Origin of the sequence: Dyadobacter sp. 3J3 (assembly GCF_009801115.1) — a bacterium.
Taxonomy (GTDB): domain Bacteria; phylum Bacteroidota; class Bacteroidia; order Cytophagales; family Spirosomataceae; genus Dyadobacter.
This window is the reverse complement of the sequence record NZ_VTOL01000003.1, coordinates 566,987-587,634: the sequence shown is the minus strand read 5'-3', so window position 1 is coordinate 587,634 and position 20,648 is coordinate 566,987. Positions and strand designations below refer to the sequence as shown.

General features: G+C 39.1%; 17 protein-coding genes and 1 riboswitch. Of the genes, 8 read left to right on the top strand and 9 right to left on the bottom strand.

The window, feature by feature from the left end:
• Positions 1-18 precede the first annotated feature (18 nt).
• The 5 genes from FZF08_RS09435 to fumC form a co-directional block, all read right to left on the bottom strand.
• Positions 19-1,212 (bottom strand): galactokinase, encoded by a 1,194-nt coding sequence (locus tag FZF08_RS09435; RefSeq protein ID WP_159468373.1) that lies wholly within the window; start codon positions 1,210-1,212, stop codon positions 19-21.
• A 50-nt stretch (positions 1,213-1,262) separates the two neighbouring features.
• Positions 1,263-2,204, bottom strand: a complete 942-nt coding sequence (locus FZF08_RS09430) for a D-2-hydroxyacid dehydrogenase (RefSeq protein WP_159468372.1) — start codon at positions 2,202-2,204, stop codon at positions 1,263-1,265.
• Between the two features lie 166 nt (positions 2,205-2,370).
• A complete protein-coding gene (locus FZF08_RS09425; protein ID WP_159468371.1) occupies positions 2,371-2,886 on the bottom strand; it encodes a hypothetical protein in 516 nt (171 codons plus the stop codon).
• A gap of 251 nt (positions 2,887-3,137) precedes the next feature.
• Positions 3,138-5,513 carry a glycosyl hydrolase family 95 catalytic domain-containing protein gene (locus FZF08_RS09420; protein WP_159468370.1) on the bottom strand — a complete coding sequence of 792 codons (2,376 nt, stop codon included), beginning with the start codon at positions 5,511-5,513 and terminating at the stop codon, positions 3,138-3,140.
• Between the two features lie 90 nt (positions 5,514-5,603).
• Positions 5,604-7,004 carry a class II fumarate hydratase gene (gene fumC, locus FZF08_RS09415; RefSeq protein ID WP_159468369.1) on the bottom strand — a complete coding sequence of 467 codons (1,401 nt, stop codon included), beginning with the start codon at positions 7,002-7,004 and terminating at the stop codon, positions 5,604-5,606.
• 201 nt (positions 7,005-7,205) lie between these two features.
• Here fumC and FZF08_RS09410 point away from each other — a divergent pair, with 201 nt between their 5' ends.
• Together FZF08_RS09410 and FZF08_RS09405 are read left to right on the top strand one after the other, a co-directional pair.
• Entirely contained in the window at positions 7,206-7,460 is a 255-nt protein-coding gene (locus FZF08_RS09410; RefSeq protein ID WP_159468368.1) for a hypothetical protein, read from the top strand.
• Between the two features lie 34 nt (positions 7,461-7,494).
• A complete protein-coding gene (locus FZF08_RS09405; RefSeq protein WP_229216473.1) occupies positions 7,495-7,878 on the top strand; it encodes a PIN domain-containing protein in 384 nt (127 codons plus the stop codon).
• Between the two features lie 262 nt (positions 7,879-8,140).
• Here the strand turns inward: FZF08_RS09405 and FZF08_RS09400 are convergent, their stop codons facing one another.
• Positions 8,141-9,496, bottom strand: coding sequence for a hypothetical protein (locus FZF08_RS09400; RefSeq protein WP_159468367.1), 1,356 nt, complete (start codon positions 9,494-9,496; stop codon positions 8,141-8,143).
• 230 nt (positions 9,497-9,726) lie between these two features.
• Positions 9,727-9,935: riboswitch (cobalamin riboswitch) on the top strand.
• Positions 9,936-10,224: 289 nt separating this feature from the next.
• On the opposite strand from FZF08_RS09400, the gene metE reads away from it, so the two are divergent.
• The 6 genes from metE (at position 10,225) to FZF08_RS09375 (ending at position 17,024) form a co-directional block, all read left to right on the top strand.
• On the top strand, positions 10,225-12,546 hold the full coding sequence (metE, locus tag FZF08_RS09395) for a 5-methyltetrahydropteroyltriglutamate--homocysteine S-methyltransferase (protein ID WP_159468366.1): 2,322 nt from the start codon (positions 10,225-10,227) through the stop codon (positions 12,544-12,546).
• Positions 12,547-12,618: 72 nt separating this feature from the next.
• Positions 12,619-13,017, top strand: a complete 399-nt coding sequence (locus FZF08_RS09390) for an acyl-CoA thioesterase (protein ID WP_159468365.1) — start codon at positions 12,619-12,621, stop codon at positions 13,015-13,017.
• A 276-nt stretch (positions 13,018-13,293) separates the two neighbouring features.
• Entirely contained in the window at positions 13,294-15,156 is a 1,863-nt protein-coding gene (locus FZF08_RS09385) for a carbamoyltransferase (protein ID WP_159468364.1), read from the top strand.
• 43 nt (positions 15,157-15,199) lie between these two features.
• Entirely contained in the window at positions 15,200-16,321 is a 1,122-nt protein-coding gene (locus FZF08_RS09380; RefSeq protein ID WP_159468363.1) for an SGNH/GDSL hydrolase family protein, read from the top strand.
• 81 nt (positions 16,322-16,402) lie between these two features.
• Entirely contained in the window at positions 16,403-16,552 is a 150-nt protein-coding gene (locus FZF08_RS31735; RefSeq protein WP_015812275.1) for a DUF5989 family protein, read from the top strand.
• Between the two features lie 103 nt (positions 16,553-16,655).
• Entirely contained in the window at positions 16,656-17,024 is a 369-nt protein-coding gene (locus tag FZF08_RS09375; RefSeq protein WP_159468362.1) for an SxtJ family membrane protein, read from the top strand.
• Between the two features lie 36 nt (positions 17,025-17,060).
• Here FZF08_RS09375 and FZF08_RS09370 read toward each other — a convergent pair whose 3' ends face one another.
• From FZF08_RS09370 to FZF08_RS09360, 3 genes are all read right to left on the bottom strand, one after another.
• Positions 17,061-17,945 (bottom strand): Ppx/GppA phosphatase family protein, encoded by an 885-nt coding sequence (locus FZF08_RS09370; protein ID WP_159468361.1) that lies wholly within the window; start codon positions 17,943-17,945, stop codon positions 17,061-17,063.
• Positions 17,946-18,041: 96 nt separating this feature from the next.
• Positions 18,042-19,745 carry a hypothetical protein gene (locus tag FZF08_RS09365; RefSeq protein WP_159468360.1) on the bottom strand — a complete coding sequence of 568 codons (1,704 nt, stop codon included), beginning with the start codon at positions 19,743-19,745 and terminating at the stop codon, positions 18,042-18,044.
• Positions 19,735-20,349, bottom strand: a complete 615-nt coding sequence (locus FZF08_RS09360; protein WP_159468359.1) for an RNA polymerase sigma factor — start codon at positions 20,347-20,349, stop codon at positions 19,735-19,737. Before FZF08_RS09360 ends, FZF08_RS09365 begins: the two co-directional genes overlap by 11 nt.
• Positions 20,350-20,648: the final 299 nt, after the last annotated feature.

Here is a 20,648-nt window from a genome sequence, read left to right as displayed (position 1 = left end):
TTCCGGAAATATTAAGGTTTAAGCATTTAGTACAATTTCCTCGGTTCCATCTGTTATCTGCACACGATAACAGGGCAATTCTATTTGAAAGTTATCGTAGTAAGCTTTCTTCATTTTCTTTTCAAAATCCTCCACATCCTCTTTTTTTACCAGATTGATTGTGCAGCCACCAAAACCTCCGCCCATCATTCGCGCGCCGATCACAGACGGATCATCAAAAGTCTGATTTACCAGAAAATCAAGTTCCTCACAGCTTACTTCATATTCGTGCTGAAGTCCCTGATGTGTCTCATACATTTTTTTACCAAAACTGATCAGGTCACCAGCCGTCAGGAAATCGCAGGCAATCTGCACACGCTCAATTTCCTCCGTCATATATTTACAACGCCGGTAAACGACATCACCCATTTCATCTTTGTAGTTTTCAATCAGGGCAGGCGTAGCATCTCGTAAACTTTTGATCTCGGGATGATTCTTTTGAAGTATAGAAACGCCTTTCTCGCATTCCAATCTGCGTGTATTGTATTCTGAACTAGCAAGGGAATGTTCCACAAGCGTATTGCAAAGCACGAGTATATACTCGTCCATGGGGAAAGGAAAATATTCAAATTCCAGCGAGCGGCAATCCAGACGAATTACAGCTTCCTTTTTTCCAAAACCGGAGGCAAACTGATCCATAATTCCACATTGAACGCCAACATATTCGTTCTCTGCTTTTTGAGACATTTTTACGATAGAAAACCGATCCAATCCCAAATTGAAAACCTCGTTCAGCGCAAATAGCAAGCAGCATTCCAAAGCAGCAGAAGAAGACATTCCGGCTCCTTGCGGCACGTCTCCGCCAAAAGCGGCCTGGAATCCGCCAATATTTAAGCCTTTTTTATAAATCTGCTCAATAATGCCCAATTGAAAATAGGCCCATTTTTGATCTGGTTTGGAAATGTCGTCAACCTGAAAAGTATAAGTTTCATTTAAATCTACTGCATATAAAACAACCTGATTGTCGGTACGAGGGGAAATTGCGAAATAGACAGCCTTGTCTACACTGGCTGGTAATACAAATCCATTGTTGTAATCAGTATGTTCACCGATCAGATTTATTCTTCCCGGTGACCGAAAAAGTCTGAAATTTTCTGTGCTGGTATTGTCGCCAAAATGGGCTATATAATTTTCACGAATCCGTTCTGCCGTGCTCAATTCTGTACCTGTCATTTATTTTTTTAGTTGTAGATTATCGTTCTGGTATTTATTGATAATCGTTTTTAATATCCTTTTGCAAGGTTAATTTCATTAATCGGAGCGCCTCCTGTTTCAACCGTCATCATATTATTCAGGAATAAATCCACTTTGCCCACATGTTCATCGGCATGTCCGCCACCGGTATGCTGACTCAGAATAACGTTTGCCATCTTCCACAACGGATTGTCATTTGGAATAGGCTCAACTTCGGTAACATCCAGAACTGCTCCGTAAAGATGTCCGGAACTAAGCGCTTCAATAAGTGCCTGCTCGTCGGTCGTACTTCCACGGCCTACGCTTGCATATACACTGCCTTTTTTCATTGCATCAAAAAATGGCTTATCCGCAAAATTAGCAGCAGATCCAGGTAAGGTATTGATTACCAAATCAGTATTTGGTAAAACATTCAATAAATCTTCCTTTGAATGAATATCAGCATCTGGAGAAGTTCTTGCCATTAAATGAAGCGTACATCCAAAACCCTGCAAAAGAAGTTTTACCGTACTGCCAATCGTTCCTGCACCCAGAATCACAACTTCCTGGCCTGAAAGCAAACGCAATTCAGCTCTTAAGGGCGTTCCAACCCACTCTGTTTTTTCCTTCAATAATGTCAGCTTGTCAATTCCGCGATAAAGTGCTAATACACCACCAACGATCGATTCGGCACAGGGACGGGCAAACCAGTCGCCCATGTTGGCCACTTTCGTTTGGGCATTTAATCTTACCGATGCATACTGATCAAAACCGGCAGAATCCAGTTGCCAGAATTTTAAATTATTTAAAGGTTCAGAAAACCAGCTTAGTGGCGGATTTCCCAATATATAATCAGCCTCATTAAACAGATTTTGAGCTTCTGTTTTCGACTCCGTATCCGATTGAAAATGAATCGTATATTTTGGTGAAAGAACTTCTGTTAACCGGTTTCGAAGAGCTTCGTCAAAATTTGAGTGACAGTATATGACCATTGTTTTTTATTTTAAAGAGAGAAAAATCCCCGTTTTTACCTGTAAATTTCAAAATTATCTTTTCAAATAATTTCTAAAGACCTGGGAATGATTTGAAAATTATTCGTTAAAGCTACATTAAGAAAGGTAACCTGCAAACTTCATTTCTTTTCATTGCGTGTAAATATCATAATCTGGCAAGAATTTTCTTTCCTCTTGACCGGTATGCTGCCGTTTCGTAGTCCATGTTTTCCTGTATAATTAACCGTAATTCATTCTTTATATCCGGATAGGTTTTTGAAAGATTGAAAAGTACTGTCAGCGCAAAAGCTTTGATTGCAATGGCGGTTTCCCGTTTTTGAAGAAATTGAAAACAGGCATCCATAACTTCACCATGAAATTCTTCCGGAATAATTAAATCTTCCAGAATCCGTAAACTGTTTCGGATAACCGCATTGTGAACATCTGTTCGTTTCAGTTGATCCACTAAAATACCGATATAGGGCTCGACGATTTCAGGCTTTTTATGAGCTGCCCAACTTACACTCCATGCTGCCCGTTGCGCCACACGAATATCTGTTGAAAGAAAACAATCAATTAGTTCTTTGAAAGTTTCATCAGAAGAAACCGCAAATTCGGTAATGGCAAGCGCGTGTTTTTTGAAGTGGATTTGTTGTTTTGAAAGTTCGTCCCGGATGTTCATGGGGTTTGGTTTTTGTTATCCAAGGTTTTATTAACAGGTTGAAATGTTGATTTAAAATCAATTTGTGAATTAAGTTATGTCACCCAGTTGGGGTTTGGAAACGGGTATATCCAGCCTCATGCTACAATAATGTCATCCCTTCGGGATTTTTGAATGCGCACAATCCCGAAGGGATGATATTATTATAGAAAAAATGTTTTGCAGCCGTGACCTTAACCCTGAAAGGGTGACATAACCAACACCAACAAACCCTATTGAAACAAACCAACCGAAATAACTTTTTTCTGATCTTTAATCAAATCAACTTCCAACATTTTCATACCTAACTTCACCTTTTGCTTTCCCGATTTCCCTGAAACCAACGTTGCTGAGACCAATTTCCCATCTTTCCATAACTCATCAACCGTAACATTTCCACGTGCTTTCAAACCTTTTATTTCACCGGTTGGCCATGAATCCGGTAAGGCAGGCAACAATTCTATTACACCAGCCTGTGACTGCAAAAGCATTTCAGCAATTCCAGCCGTAGAACCCATGTTTCCATCCAATTGAAATGGCGGATGTGCACAAAGTAAATTGGAATAAGATCCGCCGCCATTCATCATATTCTCTGTTTTATCACCCACCGGGCGCAGTATTCTTTTGAACAAGGAATAAGCACGGTTTCCATCCTGCAATCTCGCCCAAAAATTAACTTTCCATGCCAATGACCAACCGGTACCCTCATCGCCACGGGCATCCAAAGTTACTCTTGCAGCTTTTGCAAATTCAGGTGTTGCAGTCGGGGAAATCTGATGGCCCGGATGTAAAGCAAAAAGATGAGAAACGTGACGATGTTTATCCGTAGAATCATCCACATCTTCATTCCATTCCTGCAATTGTCCCCACTTACCGATTTGCGGAGGCTGGATCTGGTCTCTGACTTTTTTAGCTTGACTAGCAAAATCAGTATCAGTTTTTAAAATCTGACTGGCTAAAATGGTATTGGAAAGTACGTCCCAGGCAATCTGATGGTCCATCGACGCGCCTGTTGAAATCCCGCCGTGCTCAGGAGAATAGGAGGGCGAAGAAACCAGAAATCCACTTTTCCCTTTGGTCAGATAATCAATCCAGAATAATGAAGCCTCCTTCATGATCGGATAGGCGGTGTTTTTCAGGTATTCTGTATCGTTTGTAAACGAGTAATGTTCCCAAAGATGCTGACTCAACCAACCCGCGCCGCCAGGGAAAAATCCCCAAGGGAAACTCCATCCTGGTGAAGTATAACCATAAGCATTCAACATCGTATTAACAGTCCAGCCCCGGGTTCCGAAAAATTCTTTTGCTGCCAGTTTTCCTGGCTCAACAATGGATTTGGTGAAATCAGACAGCGGCAGATAACACTCCGAAAGGTTGGTAACCTCCGCCGGCCAGTACAACATTTGGACATTAATATTGGTATGATAATCATTCGCCCAGGGTGGATTTGTACTATCATTCCATTTTCCCTGCAAACTCATCGGCATAGTACCAGGCCGGGTTGATGAAATCATCAGATAACGCCCGTATTGAAAATATAAAACCTCAAAACCAGGATCCGGTGTCCCTTTGAAATAGGCAATTTGTCTTTTATCAGTTGGAACGATATTATTTAGTTCAGTACCAAGATTTAGTGAAACGCGGTCGAATAAGTTTTTGTAATCTTTCTGCTGTTCGGCTTGAAGTGAAATTTCATTTTTACCAGCAACGGCAGCCATTATCTGCTGATTTATTTTCTTGTAATCATTTCCTTTATAAGTCGGGAATTGATAAGTATAATCGGTCGAGGCAGTGTGAATCAATGTAACTTTTCTTGCATTTTTTACTGTTACAACGCCTGCTTCATAACTTATTTTTCCATCGGTATCAATTCGATAAGTTGTTTCAAATTCCTGGTGATTATCTTTCAAACTTCCACCGAAGATGTACTGGTCCTTTTCAAATTTCTCGTATTCCTTTTTATGTGGTGTAGAAAAACGAATGGAATATGTTTCAGCCGAAGTCGATTTGAAATTGTACACCATAACTTTGGAAGGATAATTTCCGAAGTAAGTTCTTTCAAATTTTTCTTTGCCAGCTTCGTAAGTAACCTTGCCGGTTGCAGTCGAAATATCCAGTTCGCGCCGATAATTTTTGATTTCTCCTGTATGCGAAACACTTACATAAAGATCACCCATCGTTTGCTGTGCACCAAAATCACTGGAAGGCGTATTTTCCTTTTTCTCATGAATAATGCCGGTCATTTCGGCGCTGGCCAGTTTATCAGCTTCTGCTAATTTTCCTTGCGCAAGCAGTTCTCTTACTTTTGGCAGTGTTTTGTAAGCATCTTTTCTCAATCCAAAATTATAGTCCTCATTAGCGCCTTTTCCACCTGCCCACAAACTTCCTTCTGAAAACTGTAAACGCTCCTCTGCCGGATCTCCAAAAAACATGACGCCTAAATATCCATTTCCTATCGGCAAAGCCTGCGTCATCCAGTCTGTTGCTGGCGCATCATACCATAGTTTTAAATGGGTTTTATTATTATCTGCTTTTTGAGAATAAGCAGTCATCGAAATTTTGAGAAATAAAATGCAGAGGAAAAGAAATCTTGAATTGCGAAATAGCATACGTAAGGATTTTAGGAATTTGTAGCACAAAGTAAATAAAAAGCCCCACGCAAATTGCGCAGGGCTGTGTTATTATTCCGATTGTTGAGACTATTTAATTTCGCCAACCATTTCCTCAGGTTTAACCCAGGCGTCAAATTCCTCAGGCGTTACATAACCCAAAGCAACAGCTGTTTCTTTCAAAGTAGCACCGTTTTTATGTGCAGTCTGGGCGATCTCAGCAGCTTTGTAATAACCAATCTTTGTGTTTAAAGCAGTCACAAGCATCAATGAGTTATTCACATGTTTTTTGATATTTTCATGCAATGGCTCGATACCAACTGCACAATTATCATTAAATGAAATGCAAACATCACCGATCAAACGCGCAGAATGAAGGAAATTGTAAGCCATTAAAGGTTTGAAAACGTTCAGTTCAAAATGTCCGTTCGATCCACCGATGCTGATCGCGACATCATTTCCCATAACCTGGGCTGCCACCATTGTCATCGCTTCACATTGTGTTGGATTTACTTTTCCTGGCATGATCGAACTTCCCGGTTCGTTGTCCGGTATATGGATTTCACCAATGCCAGAACGTGGGCCGGATGACAACATACGGATATCATTCCCGATTTTCATCAGACTAACCGCCACTGTTTTCAGAGCTCCGTGTGCTTCGACGATGGCATCATGTGCAGCCAAAGCTTCAAACTTATTTTCCGCAGTAATGAATGGCAAACCAGTTAAAAGTGCAATGTGTTTTGCCACATTTTCTGAATATCCTTCTGGTGTGTTGATACCAGTTCCTACCGCAGTTCCACCCAAAGCGAGTTCAGAAAGATGGGCCAGTGTATGGTAAATCGCACGCAAACCATGATCCAATTGAGAAGCATAACCGCCAAATTCCTGTCCTAGTGTTAACGGCGTAGCATCCATAAAGTGGGTGCGGCCGATTTTAACCACATGCTTGAAAGCTTCCGCTTTTGCTTTTAATGTATCGCGCAATTTAGTGATTCCAGGAATTGTAACGTCAACCAGAATTTTGTAAGCTGCAATGTGCATTGCAGTCGGGAAAGTATCATTTGATGATTGTGACTTGTTCACATCATCATTTGGATGCAAAAATTTAGTTTTATCGGCCAGGTCGCCGCCTTGCAAAACATGACCTCGGTAAGCGATTACTTCATTGCAATTCATATTCGACTGCGTGCCTGAACCAGTTTGCCAAACTACCAATGGAAATTGATCTTCCAATCCGCCTGTCAGAATTTCATCACAAACCTGTCCGATCAGGTCACTTTTTTCTTTTGGAAGAACACCTGCCTCTGCATTTGTAATGGCCGCAGCTTTTTTCAAATATGCAAATGCTCTGATAATTTCCTTCGGCATTTTATTGATATCCTGCGCAATCGGGAAATTCTGGATAGAGCGTTGTGTTTGAGCGCCCCAATATACATGAGCAGGAACCTGCACTTCGCCCATGGTGTCTTTTTCTATGCGGTATTCCATTTTATGACGGTAATAATAATGTAAATTGAATGAATCAGATTTGAACAGTAAAGTTAGGGTTGGACGGGGAGTTTTTAGTATTTTTTTGTGGATAAATGTTTTTGGAAACTAAATTAAATAAACCTGATAACGTAGAATTGATAAAGTTGCTTAATCCGTAAAAACAGTTTAAATTGGTACGAGATATTTTGAATATTCAAAATGCCAAGGCAAGAAGCTATGACACATACGATCATTATAGAAACGAAAGATGAAAAGGATTTTGAGCTAATTAAGGGCTTGGCAGACAGACTTGGTCTTTCCGTGAAGGAGGAGCATGAAGAAGAACTATTAGAAAAACAAAAAGCTGCCTTTAAAAATTTGGTAGGAAGTTGGGTTGGGGATGAAACAGGGGATGAATTAGCTGCCCGAATTCATAGTGCAAGGAATGATGCCCCTCGTGACGTGCAATTATGATAGCGTATTTACTAGATACAAACATATGTATTTATTGAACGACCAATTTGATATTGCCCAAAAAATTGAGGCAATTGGTTTGTCTTCAATTTGTATTTCCGAAATTACTGTTGCCGAACTACTTTTCGGAGTTGAGAACGGCGCTGCTACACAAAGAGAGACAAATTTAAAAAATATAAACCAGCTAGTATTAGCATTCTCGGATCGAACTCTCCTTATCGGAGATTGTTTTTATGAATATGCCCGTCAGAAATCTAACTTAAGAAAAATTGGCCGGACTGTCGGAGAGTTTGATTTGTTAATTGGGTCTAATGCGATTGTTAATGACTTTATATTGGTCACGAGAAATACCAAAGATTTTAGTAATCTTGGTGGAATTAAGCTTGAAAACTGGATTGACGGTGGAAACAAGTTTTAAAAAGAGCAAAACGGTAGTAAAAATTCACTTTCCAAACTCCATTTCACCCCACCAAAAAGATATTTTATCTCCTACACATTTTCAATAAGTAACCGATTCACTTAAATCCTGAACCTAAATTTCTCCGACTTCTTTTTATTATAATTCTGTCGGCGTTCTTTGAGAACGCTTCACACGAGCTGCAATAGTTTTCAAGTTTAGTACCCTCAGCCAATCAAGCAGAAATTAAAAAAGGGACTGTTCTCCATTTAGCGAAAAGAATCTATTTGATTGATAAGACCTGGCTATATTTCTCGCTTCTGTCATTGTTTGATCCTGTAACGGCATAAGCCTCATATTTCCCATCAGGTATATCCGGGCTGATTTTGTAAGATAAAAAAACAACAAAACCATCGAAAATACCATAGAAATCGCCTGTATAGTTTAATGTATATTCCTTCCTTGTATCTATATTGACAAGTACTAAATCGTTTTTATCAGGAAACGCACCAGTCCTATTGATATAGGCCATTAAAGGTTCATTTCTGGAAATTTCTTTCACAGATTCGAAATAATCAAGAGAAAATCCCATTGTGCTTTGAAATAACTTTTTCTGAGACGGTTGGCTAATTATTTTTAATACTGGTTGGTTGGAATAATCTCTGATGAAGAAATTATCATCTCCCATGTACTTTAAAATCGTGATTTCGTGATCTATTGGATTGATAATTTTTCCACCTTCCAGATAAGTTGCCTTATAATTTCCTGTCGGAATGTCTTTCGGAAGATTTCCTGATAACGTGCTGGAATTTTTAAAAGTCAAAGGAATCTTTACGGTTTCCAGAAAGTCGTTTTCGATAGTCAATTCATATTTTTCCTTACTTGAAATATTGTAACCTGAAATTTCAAAATACTTATCATCGGGTAGCATGTTCCAGGAGCCGGGACGCAATTTGAGTGGTCCCGATTCAACAACTATCTTATTCGACAACATCTCTTTTTTTGTACCCCATAAGATATCAGCTGTATATTCATCAGGAGCGATATTTGGGGGAAATTTAAAATTGAAGTTTTTAACCCCATTTACCTCAGATTTTTCACCATTTATTCTTGTGGCAACCAATCCGGTTGTCTTATTAGTAAGGATCAAAATTGGATCGTAAACAATTTTTCCACTGTCACTAACAGTTTCTGAAGTGCCGTTTAGCGTAAGTGGTACATTTATGCTTGCATCCGGTTCAATAACTATTTTGTAGTCTTTCGCAGCCTCAACCAGTTTGACAGGATGAAACGGGATTACACAAATTGTATAAGACCTTGAACCTAATATTGTACTTTCAAGCAGAAGACTAAGTTTTTTATCCTGAAAATTAAATCCGTTGATAAGATCCGACCGGGTACTATACTCTTTCGCTAGTCTGATATTCGGTTTGATGAAGTCTCCCCCCGAATAATTTTCCGGCAGGTTCACTACAATTATGTCTTTTCCAATAATAATATTCTCCTCGGCAACTCCCGGTACTGAAAATTCTATTACATCAATTTCTTTAATGATCCCGACAGGAATAATGTCTTTTTTCTCTTTACATTGAATAAAACACATTGCAAAGCATAAGGGGAGGTAGAAGAATTTTTTCATGTCAACGTTGATAGATGAGTAAGTGAGGAAAGAAATTTCAATGTGAGTTAAAGTGTTACCAAGTTACAAAATATCACTTTGTAATAGTTGATTTTTTTGTGAAATCAGATAATTTATCTCCTACACATTTTCAATAAGTAACCGCTTCACTTAAATTCTGAACCTACATTTCTCCGACCTCTTTTTTCCATAACTTTGCCAACGTTCTTTGTGAACGCCCGTCAATCGGGGTAATGGTTTTCGCTTTTGGTACCCTCAGCCAGAGAAGCAGAAATTAAAAAGGAACCGTGTGGAATTCACGGGCAGTCGTGCTACTGTAAGTATCATCCTGAACAGATCAGGAAAGTTTTCGCCCTCGCGACCCATTGTCATATTTATGATGAGAAGGGCGGTGAAAATGGTACAAGCCAGGAGACTTGCCTTTACCCTCAATGGCCACTCCCTCACGTCTGGGGTTTTGTCACGCATTGATTTTACAAATGTATTGCTGTCAGGTTAGTATCTTCAAAATTCATTTTTGGGAGATATGTTCAATCACTATTGTGCACAACAATTTGATCAAATCTGATACCAAAACGTACTGTTTTAATGAGCAGGAAGTTCGCGATTTTCGGTTGCGAGGTAAATGAAATGACCGAAAATTATTTTACAACGAACCATCTTCTGAAAATTAACAGGACGGGTAGGGCATTCCAAAGGGTTTTTATTAACTCTTTAACACATTAATCATGTTGTCACACAATTTGGGTTATCCTCGTGTAGGAAGCCAAAGAGAACTCAAAAAGGCCAGCGAACAATTCTGGGCTGGAAAAATTACCAAAGAAGAATTAAAAAAAGTGGGACGCGAAATTCGTCACCGCAACTGGCAGCTTCAAAAGGAGGCAGGGATTGACCTAATTCCTTCCAACGATTTTTCATTTTACGATCAGGTTTTGGATACTTCCCTGATGGTTGGAGCAATTCCGGAACGGTATCAACAATTAATCGACGGAAAATCAAACCGAGAACTGGATCTGTATTTTGCCATGGCGCGTGGTTTTCAGCGAGATGGACTGGATATAAAGGCAATGGAAATGACAAAGTGGTTCGATACCAATTATCATTACATCGTTCCTGAATTTGTAAAAAATCAGCAATTTAACCGCTATTCCGATAAGATCATTCTTGAATTTGAAGATGCGAAGCAAAAAGGAATTTTAACAAAACCGGTACTGGTCGGTCCGGTTAGTTTTTTAGTGTTGGGAAAGGAAAAGGAAGAAGGATTCAATAGAATTTCTTTGCTGGAAAAACTACTTCCGGTTTATTTAGAAATCTTGCAGGAACTTTCATCCCGAGGTGCAGAGTGGGTACAGCTGGATGAGCCTTGCCTGGTTTTGGATCTTGGAGAAGAAGAGCAACAAGCACTTAAATTTGCGTATCAAAAAATTCAGCAGGCGATTCCGAATTTAAAGATTTTGCTCGCTACCTATTTCGGTGCTCTAGATGCAAATCTTTCGTTAACCACAAGTCTTCCGGTTGCGGCTTTGCATATTGATGTTACCCGTGGCGCTGCGAGTTTTCCTGAAATTCTGGAAAATCATGAATTTCTTAATTCTGAAAAACTACTTTCGATAGGAGTTGTTGACGGAAGGAATATTTGGAAAAACGATTATCAGAAATCACTTGATTTTATTCAGCAAGCCATTACTGTTATAGGAATTGACCGCGTTTTAGTTGCACCGTCTTCTTCCTTATTGCATAGTCCGCATGATCTGGATCTTGAAAATAACACAGCTGTTTTAACTCCTGAAATAAAAAACTGCATGGCTTTTGCAAAACAGAAATTGCATGAAGTTTCAACATTGGCAAAACTTGCAGGAACGGATTATCAGGGAAGCGAAGCGTTTGAAATAAATCAAAAAGTAATTGAAAGTCGCCGTACTTCAACTTTGATTCATAAAAATAAAGTCAAAGAAAGAGTCGCAGCCATTCAGGGGACTGATTTCGAACGTGTAAGTCCGTTCCCTTTACGTCAGGCTGAACAATTGGAAAAACTAAAACTCCCGCTTTTTCCATCGACAACCATCGGTTCTTTTCCGCAGACGGATGATGTTCGTCAATTACGTGCACGTTTGAAAAAAGGAAGTTTGTCATTTGAAGAATACGAAAGCAGAATCGAAGAAGAGGTGATCAGTTCAATCCGCTGGCAGGAAGCATTGGGAATTGATGTACTTGTGCACGGAGAATTCGAGCGTAACGATATGGTGGAATATTTCGGAGAAAGACTTTCCGGATTTGTTTTCACAGAAAATGGCTGGGTGCAAAGTTATGGCAGTCGCTGCGTGAAGCCGCCGATTATTTTTGGTGATGTGGAACGCCCGGCACCGATGACGATCCGCTGGTCTGCTTTTGCACAAGCAAATTCAAAAAAACTGGTAAAAGGTATGCTGACTGGTCCGGTAACAATTTTGCAGTGGTCATTCGTACGTGACGATCAGCCAAGAAAAGATACCACTTTCCAGATTGGCCTTGCGATCCGGGATGAAGTAATTGATCTTGAAAAAGCAGGAATTAAAGTAATCCAGATAGATGAACCTGCAATCCGCGAAGGTTTGCCATTACGGAAATCCGATTGGAAAGCATATCTGAAATGGGCTGTGGACGCATTTCGTTTGAGTGCGGCCGGCGTAGCAGATCAAACGCAGATCCACACGCATATGTGTTATTCAGAATTTAACGATATCATCGATTCGATTGCGGCGATGGATGCCGATGTGATCACAATTGAGACCTCACGTTCTCAGATGGAATTGCTGGATGCTTTTGCTAATTTTAATTATCCAAACGAAATCGGGCCGGGAGTTTATGATATCCACTCGCCGCGTGTACCGACTGTTGAGGAGATTACGGTGTTGCTGGAAAAGGCTTTGGAGGTAATTCCGGCACGGAATCTTTGGGTAAATCCGGACTGTGGTTTGAAGACCAGAAAGTGGCCGGAAACAGAATCAGCCTTGCGAAATATGATTACTGCGGCTAACTTGCTGCGCGAATCGGTTACAATTACCCAGTAATAAAACTATATCAATATTATATAGAATCTCCCGGTTATCATGGATGCCGGGAGATTTGTTTTTTCTAAGATTATGAATTTAGAAGAGAGAATTAAACTATCGGAAACAAGAGTTTTTAAAACTGTTTTCCCAAATAATACAAACCATTACGACACGCTTTTCGGTGGAACTGCCTTGTCAATGATGGATGAAGTTGCATTTATTGCAGCAACGCGTTTCACACGCCTGCGTTGTGTGACTGTTTCATCGGACAGAATCGATTTTACACACCCGATTGCAGCTGGAACCATTATAGAATTAGTAGGAACCGTTGTGGAAATTGGAAATACCAGTATGAAGGTACGTGTTGATATTTTTGTTGAACAAATGTATGAGCAAAAACGTGAGAAGGCGGTGTCTGGAATGTTTACGTTTGTTGCTTTGGATGAGCAGAATAAACCTGTAAAAGTGCTAAGCAAAGAAATGGAATAAATTCTATAAAAATAAAATAAATAGTAATCTGAAATATAAGATTAGACGTATATATCGTTTTGGCATAGAATTTGTATTATTACAGGATTGATGTTCTTCCTAATTTTATTATTAAATTAATTATTGGACTATAATGCATTATTAAAGCGACCGTTTAATAGAAATAAACATAGGTCAAAAGATTTTATATTGAGCACTTAATTATTTATTGCTCAATTTTTTGCTATTTTGAACACTACTACGATCACACAGAATTGGTTAACTAATTGAGTTTAAATGAAAATTTTAGGAATATCGGCCTTTTACCACGATTCGGCCGCGGCACTTATTGAAAATGGGGAAATTATCTCAGCGGCACAGGAAGAAAGATTTACACGTAAAAAACATGACCCAGCTTTCCCTTCTAATGCAGTAAGTTTTTGTCTTGAGTATGGAGGAATAAGTTTGAATGAACTGGATGCGATCGTTTTTTACGATAAGCCTCTCTTGAAGTTCGAAAGATTACTTGAAACTTACTACGCGTTTGCTCCTAAAGGTATAAGATCCTTTCTTACCGCTATGCCGGTTTGGATCAAAGAAAAAATGTTTTTAAAGCGTCTTATCAATGAAGAGCTTGTAAAACTTGGTTATGATAAGAAAAAGCCGGTTAAAATTCTATTCCCGGAACACCATCTGTCACACGCGGCAAGTGCGTATTATCCATCACCATTTGAAAAATCAGCAATCCTAACTATTGATGGTGTAGGAGAATGGGCTACGGCTTCTATTTGTTTGGGAGAAGGAAAAGATATTACCAATTTAAAAGAACTTAGATTCCCGCATTCCCTGGGCTTGCTTTATTCAGCATTTACATATTTTCTTGGTTTTCGTGTTAATTCGGGAGAGTATAAGTTGATGGGACTTGCACCTTATGGGAATCCATCATCGCCGGATATCGCTCGTTATGAAGAAATTATCCTTAAAGATCTGATTGAATTAAAGGAAGATGGGTCGGTTTGGTTAAATCAGGAATATTTTGATTATGCTACCGGACTGAAAATGGTAAATGAAGATAAATGGGAAGCACTTTTTGGTTTCAAAACGAGAAAACCGGAAGATGCTCTCGAGTCGGTGCATTGTAATTTAGGACTTGCTATTCAAAATATTACAGAAGAATCGGTAATACGGATGGCGAAGGAAGCAAAACGTCTTACCGGAGCGGATTATCTTTGCTTGGCAGGAGGAGTTGCATTGAACTGTGTATCAAACGGTAAATTACAAAAGGCTAATATTTTCAAGGACATATTTATCCAGCCAGCGGCAGGTGATGCTGGTGGAGCACTGGGTGCAGCGCAGGCAGCTTATCATATTTATTTTGGCCAGGAACGTAAAGTGACCTGGAAAGCAGATGCGATGAGAGGTTCTTACCTGGGTCCGACTTTCTCTGATCTTGAAGTGGAGTTGACGGGTAAGAAATACAAAGCGGTTTCTACGCATTACGAAAATTTCAAGGAACTTGCTGATGTTTCCGCTAAATTATTATCCGAAGGAAATGTAGTAGGATGGGTGCAGGGACGCATGGAATTTGGACCCCGTGCGCTCGGCGGCAGAAGTATTCTGGGAGATCCTAGAAATGCAGAAATGCAGAAAAAACTGAACCTGAAAATTAAATACCGCGAATCGTTCCGGCCATTTGCTCCGTCTGTGCTTGCGGAAGACTGTGCGGAATATTTCGATTATGACGGTACATCACCTTATATGCTTTTGGTACATCCGGTAGCGGAAGGCCGCAGGAAACCGGTTCCAGCGAATTATGATTCCATGGATTTGCGTGAAAAACTTTATTTTGAACGTTCAGATCTTCCTTCGATTACTCACATTGATTATTCAGCCAGGATTCAGACGGTACACAAGGAAACCAATCCACGTTATTATGAGCTGATTGATTCCTTCAAAGCACTGACAGGTTACGCAGTAGTAGTAAATACCAGTTTTAATGTTCGTGGAGAACCGATCGTTTGTACTCCAAATGATGCGTATCGCTGTTTTATGCGTACAGAGATGGATTATTTAGTTGTCGGAAACCATATTTTTGATAAGAAGTTGCAGCCTGAGTGGATGGAAAAAGATAACTGGCAAGAAGAATTTGTTCTTGATTAAAATAGAAACAGCTATTTGTACATTCCATTATCTGTAAAAATATATGATGTCAAAACTTGTTACCAGTCTGATCAGGATAGGTTTTTTAGGCGTATTATTCGTTTTCTTATTCTACCCTGAGCATTTTAATATAAAATTTGATTACCCGGGTGCGCCGCAAAGCGACAACTGGTATATCCGCATCACGAAAACATTTTTCTGGCTTTTACTGATCATTGAGATCCTGCGTATATTTTATTACGGAGTTGTTAAAAGTAAATCAAAAAGCATAGTGGCCAATGTTGTTACACTGGTTGTACCGCTTTTTGTTACACTGATATTTCTGGAAATCATTTTCATGTTTGTTCCTCAAAGTCACGAGGGAGTGCTTTCCAAAGCTTCCCAGATTTGGTGGGAAAAATACTGGAATCCTGTCAATACACTGGGATATCATGATAAAGAAGTAACAAAATCATCGGGTAAGAAGCAAGTGCTGGTTATTGGAGATTCCTTTGCCGCCGGACATGGTCTGGAAAATGTTTCAGAACGGTTTTCTGATCAGTTGGAAGAGAAACTTGGAAAGGCTCAATACACAGTTTATAACCTTGGCGTTTCCGGTGCGGACACGCGCGACGAGTACAAACGGCTAAAAGAATTTCCTGTAAAACCGGATGTAATTATCCTCCAGTATTTTCCGAATGACATTGAAAAAGTAGGTAGAGAAAAAGGATTGTCGCTTTCAGGAACGGCTCCTTATGCGGATTTGAAAGGCCCTATGGCAAGTTTGATAAAACGTTTTTATCTACCCAATTTTATTTACTGGCAACTGCCTCACGCTTCTTTCAGCACATTTGAGAAATTTGTCCAGACCGCTTATTCTGACACCACAATCCTGAATTCACATTTGCAGGATTTGTCTAATATGATTGCTTACAGAGATAGTACCGGAGCGAAAATGTATGCTGTTTTTATTCCTTTTTTGTTCCAGTTGGATAAAAGCGCAGCATATACAAAACCTGTTGAAGATTACCTTCGTGCAAAAGGAGTTACCGTAGTTCCTATCAATGACGGAATTGCTAAAATTCCTGAAAAAGAACGTGTTGTTGGGAAAAATGATGGTCACGGAAGCAAAACCTTAAATGCACTTATTGCTGACAGGCTTTTTGACGTTATGAAGAAACCTTAATATCAAATGAGATAATTTTTATCGAAATTTGTAAAAAGAATAATTGAAATCTTGAAAATTAAAACTTTAATTAAATAAGAAATGGATTTTTTAACTGACTTATTCGCATTCATGAAGGAGCGCAAGAAATGGTGGCTTGCTCCTGTTATCATTGTGTTGTTACTCATTGGTGTATTAATTGTTATTGGCGGTGGTTCAGCAGTTGCACCTTTCATTTATACCTTATTCTAGCTTGAAATAAATCCATCAGTATCTTATGCTGATGGATTTAATAATTTTAAAGGCTTCTTATCTGATAAGAAGCAAGATTTTTATATCCCTTTATTTAAAACAAATGAGTGAATCAGAAAAAGCCAAAGCGCAGCTGGTAATCGTTACCGGGCTTGTCGTTCTATATTTTATTTTTAAATCCCGGTATCCTTATTTATTAATAGCTGCGGCAGCCATCGGTGTAATCTGCATAGCAATTCCTGTTGCAGGAGATTTAATCGTAAAAGGCTGGTACAAATTTGCAGAAGTGCTTGGGGCAATCAACGGGAAGATTTTACTGTCAATCGTATTTTTTGTTGTGCTCGTACCGGTAGCAATTTTGTCAAAAATGGGTAAGAAAAATCCATTGGCGCTGAAACGTGAAAGCAAAAAAAGTGTATTTATTGACCGAAATCATAAATACACTTCAAAAGATCTTGAACAGGTCTGGTAATAAAATATCGGTTTAAGCTATTCCAAAAGGGTCTTTTCAGACCCTTTTTTTTCTGCATGCCCTGTCGTAAAGTAATTGTAACATTCCATCTTTCAGACCCACATCCGGCACATGAATTACCGTAGCGCCGGCCCATTTCATAGCAGAAGTATAGATGTCGCCGGCCGGGACAATTACATCTGCACGGTCAGGATTTAGCTGAAGTTTATTGATACGTTCTGCCAGTGTAAACTGCGCTATATAATCCCGCATACGCAGGATTTCATCCAGACTTGTTGAGCTTTCGGTTAACTTGGATGACAAATCAAACAATTTATTGATGTTTCCACCCGTTCCTACGGCTTCAATAGGTTTGGTATGATCCACATATTTCAAAATCCATTCCTGCATTTTTTGAAATGCTGTTTTAGATTCCTTTCCTTCCAGCAAACGCACAGATCCAAGTTTAAACGACTTGGCAATTATTTTCTGACGGTCCTGATAAAGGTTAAGTTCAGTACTTCCACCACCCACGTCAATGTGTAAATATTGTCCGTTGTCAAGCGATTTTACAACGACGTTATTAACGAGTTCGGCTTCACGCTGTCCGTCAATAATTTGTATATGAATTCCTGTTCTTTGCTCAATGTTTGCACGCACTTCGTAGCCGTTTTCAGCTTCCCGCATCGCAGAAGTTGCGCAGGCCATATAATCTTCTACTTCGTGAAGTTCCATCAAAAGCTGATACGAAAGCATCAGTTTGATCATACGATCCTCACTTAAAGGCGATATTCTTCCTTCTGTAAACACGTCATGTCCAAGGCGCAGCGGAAAACGTACGTACTCTACTTTCTTCAAACGAGTGATTCCTTCGTCATGCAAAACCGAGGAGATTTGCATACGGGCACCATTGGATCCAATATCTATTGCAGCGAATTTCAAAAGTAAACTGTAATAAAGGTGTAATAAAAACCAAAAATAGGGCTTTTCACGATCATCTTTTAATAAAAATGTCCGGAACCGTCCTGACAAAGGTATTTACATTTTTTTGCCTATCTGGTATAACAGCTTAATTTTGAAGCCAGGTCCGGTTTTGGTGGCTTGCGGAGAAACCGGATTAAAATAACTGTAAAGATATCCTTCGGCCTGAACCACAATAGGATGGAAACTTTTTTCTATCCCCGCAGAGAGGTTTACTGAATTGATCAGTTTAAGATTTATTTTCTCGGAAGTTTTTTCGCCCTGGCGGAAATAAAGATCAGAACCTGGGCGTGGGCTGGAATTAAAGAAACAGTCATACGTGATGTTTCTTTTTGACTTAACAGTAATATTGGTTCCAGCTCCTGCAAAAAATGCGAGTCCTTCTCCTATATTTTGTCTGAAAGCTATGTTCAATGGAATTTGCATCAAAGACGACTGTACATTCAGGTTGGTAACTTTAAAAGCCATAGGAAGGGAATGATCTTTTTTGAAATTTGAATGATTCTTTTCATTATAACTTTTTTCATAAAAGAATTGTTCTGGCTTGATTTTTACCCAGCTAAACCCGGTTGAAATAGAAATGTTTTTCGAAATCAGCACTTCTCCAAGAACCGTTTTTACCTGGTTTTTCCCTTCCCATTGCTGAGCAATTCCAAAACGATACGGAACTTTCAAGTTGAGTTTTGGTATAGCAGTTTCTGCTTTTTTGGTTGACTCTATTTTTTTGGTCGATTCAACACTTTTTATCTCTTCCTGAGTTTTAGAAGAATTCGCTGCCAGTAATACATTTCTTACTTGTTTTGGAGAGATACGATGTGCCAGGCCATAATTCATTTTTCGGGAAAGTGCTGTGTAATTAGTTTGGCCAACAGGAGATTGTACTTCCAGTTGATCAAATTTTTCATCAAGCGTTTTTACAGAACTTACATTACTATTCGCCTGACCGCCGGAAATGTTACCAGCCACAGAATTTCCATTCCCAAAATTACCGCCAGTATTTGAACCAGAACTTCTACCAGTATTTCCTGCTACCGGATTGTTTAGTCCTTTGGTGATGGAATAATTATTGCCGTTTGTAGTTCCTGCATTGTTATTAACAGCAAGGGCAGAATTTGATTTTTTTGGTACGAAATTTTTCCCCGGTGTGTCATCAGATGATTTTTCAGAAGAATTAATCTCTGACTTGCCGGAAGTTTTACCAGTCTCAGGTTGAGTATTACCTGCCAAAACATCATTTTTATTTTTTAGAGAATGATTTACATTCTCTTCATTAACACTTTTTATGTCAGGTTTTAAAGCTGGATTAGTATTATTTTCTTCCTGAATTTTTTGATTGTCTTCCGTACCAGCAAGCGATTCCTGATTTTCGTTTTGAGGAATAAATCTTTGCTCGTCCTGATTTGAAGTCTGAGTATCGTAGGAAGGCTTTTCAATTATTTGTTGTTGAACAACATAAACCGTATCTGTTTTCTGGATAACAGTTGGTGTGCTTTTTATTGTTTCAATCTGGTTTCGCAAAGTTTTTACATCACTTAGCAAAGTATTATTCTGCGAAAGTTGGTTCACATACAAAAAGAACATGACCGAAGACACTGCCGCCGCCGCTGCATAACCAAACCACGAACTGTATTGCTGCCAAAACGTTGGAGGCGTATTAGTTTGCATAAAGTTCTGCATTTTCGTCCAGTCATTTTCATGAAATTCGGGCGTAATGCTCTCTAGTTTCCGGCGTATAGTTTTTTCAAATTTATCAGTTTTCATTGCTTTTAAAAGACTTTATGCCCCAATCACTGGGAAAGAGATGAGGATAATATTGTTTGATCAAGTGTTGTAACCGTGCTCTTGCCCTTACGTAGTGCGAGCGTACCGTAGCCTCATTAATTTGCAGTAAATCAGCTATTTCGCGATGGTTATATCCTTCCACCACATAAAGTAGAAAGACGTTTTTATATATTGGCTTTATTTCGTGTATCAGTTTTAAAATTTCATCTGCTGTTATTTGCCCAACAATGTCGTCATCAAACCGGGGATAGGGAGCATCTTCAAGAGAAACCATATCTTCATGATGCTTTTTATGCTTTCGGTAATAACTGATTGCCGTATTCACCATAATCGTACGAAGCCAGGCCTTGAAAGGATGCACAGAATCATACTTATCCATATTATTGAAAACTTTGAGGAAGCCTTCGTTGAGTACTTCCTCTGCCTCTTCGGGCGTTGATGTATAGCGGAGGCAGATACTTTTTGAATAGCTAAAAAAGTGCTTGTACAAATACCTCTGCGCCTGGTTATTTCCAGCTACACATGCAGAAACGACCGTTCCGAAGTCGTTTTCATCGAAAGAAGATTTTTTACCAAATAGCAAAGTTAGGGTGTCAAATTTGTCAGGATATGAATTTGTATTATCAGATACGCCTAAGAGAGCCAGTCTGTTGCAAAAGTTTATATTTTAAAAATATCTTTGGCTAAGTTAATCTTTTTACTGCAAAAGCTAATCCGGACTCACTGCATTTTATCGGAGTTATGCTTTTGAGTGTCAGATGATAATAAATCTCATCTATAAATTTTTGTGACTCATTTGTAATTTTCTAAAATTTAAGGTTAAAAATTTCCATTCTGTTGATAATGTGATCGTGAAAAATTTCAAAATAAAAACTTCCATTT

What these genes read in the sequence shown, in the direction of transcription:
- FZF08_RS09435 (WP_159468373.1), bottom strand. Translation starts at nt 1,212, where the DNA reads ATGACAGGTACAGAATTGAGCACGGCAGAACGGATTCGTGAAAATTAT.
- FZF08_RS09430 (WP_159468372.1), bottom strand. Translation starts at nt 2,204, where the DNA reads ATGGTCATATACTGTCACTCAAATTTTGACGAAGCTCTTCGAAACCGG.
- FZF08_RS09425 (WP_159468371.1), bottom strand. Translation starts at nt 2,886, where the DNA reads ATGAACATCCGGGACGAACTTTCAAAACAACAAATCCACTTCAAAAAA.
- FZF08_RS09420 (WP_159468370.1), bottom strand. Translation starts at nt 5,513, where the DNA reads ATGCTATTTCGCAATTCAAGATTTCTTTTCCTCTGCATTTTATTTCTC.
- fumC (WP_159468369.1), bottom strand. Translation starts at nt 7,004, where the DNA reads ATGGAATACCGCATAGAAAAAGACACCATGGGCGAAGTGCAGGTTCCT.
- FZF08_RS09410 (WP_159468368.1), top strand. Translation starts at nt 7,206, where the DNA reads ATGCCAAGGCAAGAAGCTATGACACATACGATCATTATAGAAACGAAA.
- FZF08_RS09400 (WP_159468367.1), bottom strand. Translation starts at nt 9,496, where the DNA reads ATGAAAAAATTCTTCTACCTCCCCTTATGCTTTGCAATGTGTTTTATT.
- metE (WP_159468366.1), top strand. Translation starts at nt 10,225, where the DNA reads ATGTTGTCACACAATTTGGGTTATCCTCGTGTAGGAAGCCAAAGAGAA.
- FZF08_RS09390 (WP_159468365.1), top strand. Translation starts at nt 12,619, where the DNA reads ATGAATTTAGAAGAGAGAATTAAACTATCGGAAACAAGAGTTTTTAAA.
- FZF08_RS09385 (WP_159468364.1), top strand. Translation starts at nt 13,294, where the DNA reads ATGAAAATTTTAGGAATATCGGCCTTTTACCACGATTCGGCCGCGGCA.
- FZF08_RS09380 (WP_159468363.1), top strand. Translation starts at nt 15,200, where the DNA reads ATGATGTCAAAACTTGTTACCAGTCTGATCAGGATAGGTTTTTTAGGC.
- FZF08_RS31735 (WP_015812275.1), top strand. Translation starts at nt 16,403, where the DNA reads ATGGATTTTTTAACTGACTTATTCGCATTCATGAAGGAGCGCAAGAAA.
- FZF08_RS09375 (WP_159468362.1), top strand. Translation starts at nt 16,656, where the DNA reads ATGAGTGAATCAGAAAAAGCCAAAGCGCAGCTGGTAATCGTTACCGGG.
- FZF08_RS09365 (WP_159468360.1), bottom strand. Translation starts at nt 19,745, where the DNA reads ATGAAAACTGATAAATTTGAAAAAACTATACGCCGGAAACTAGAGAGC.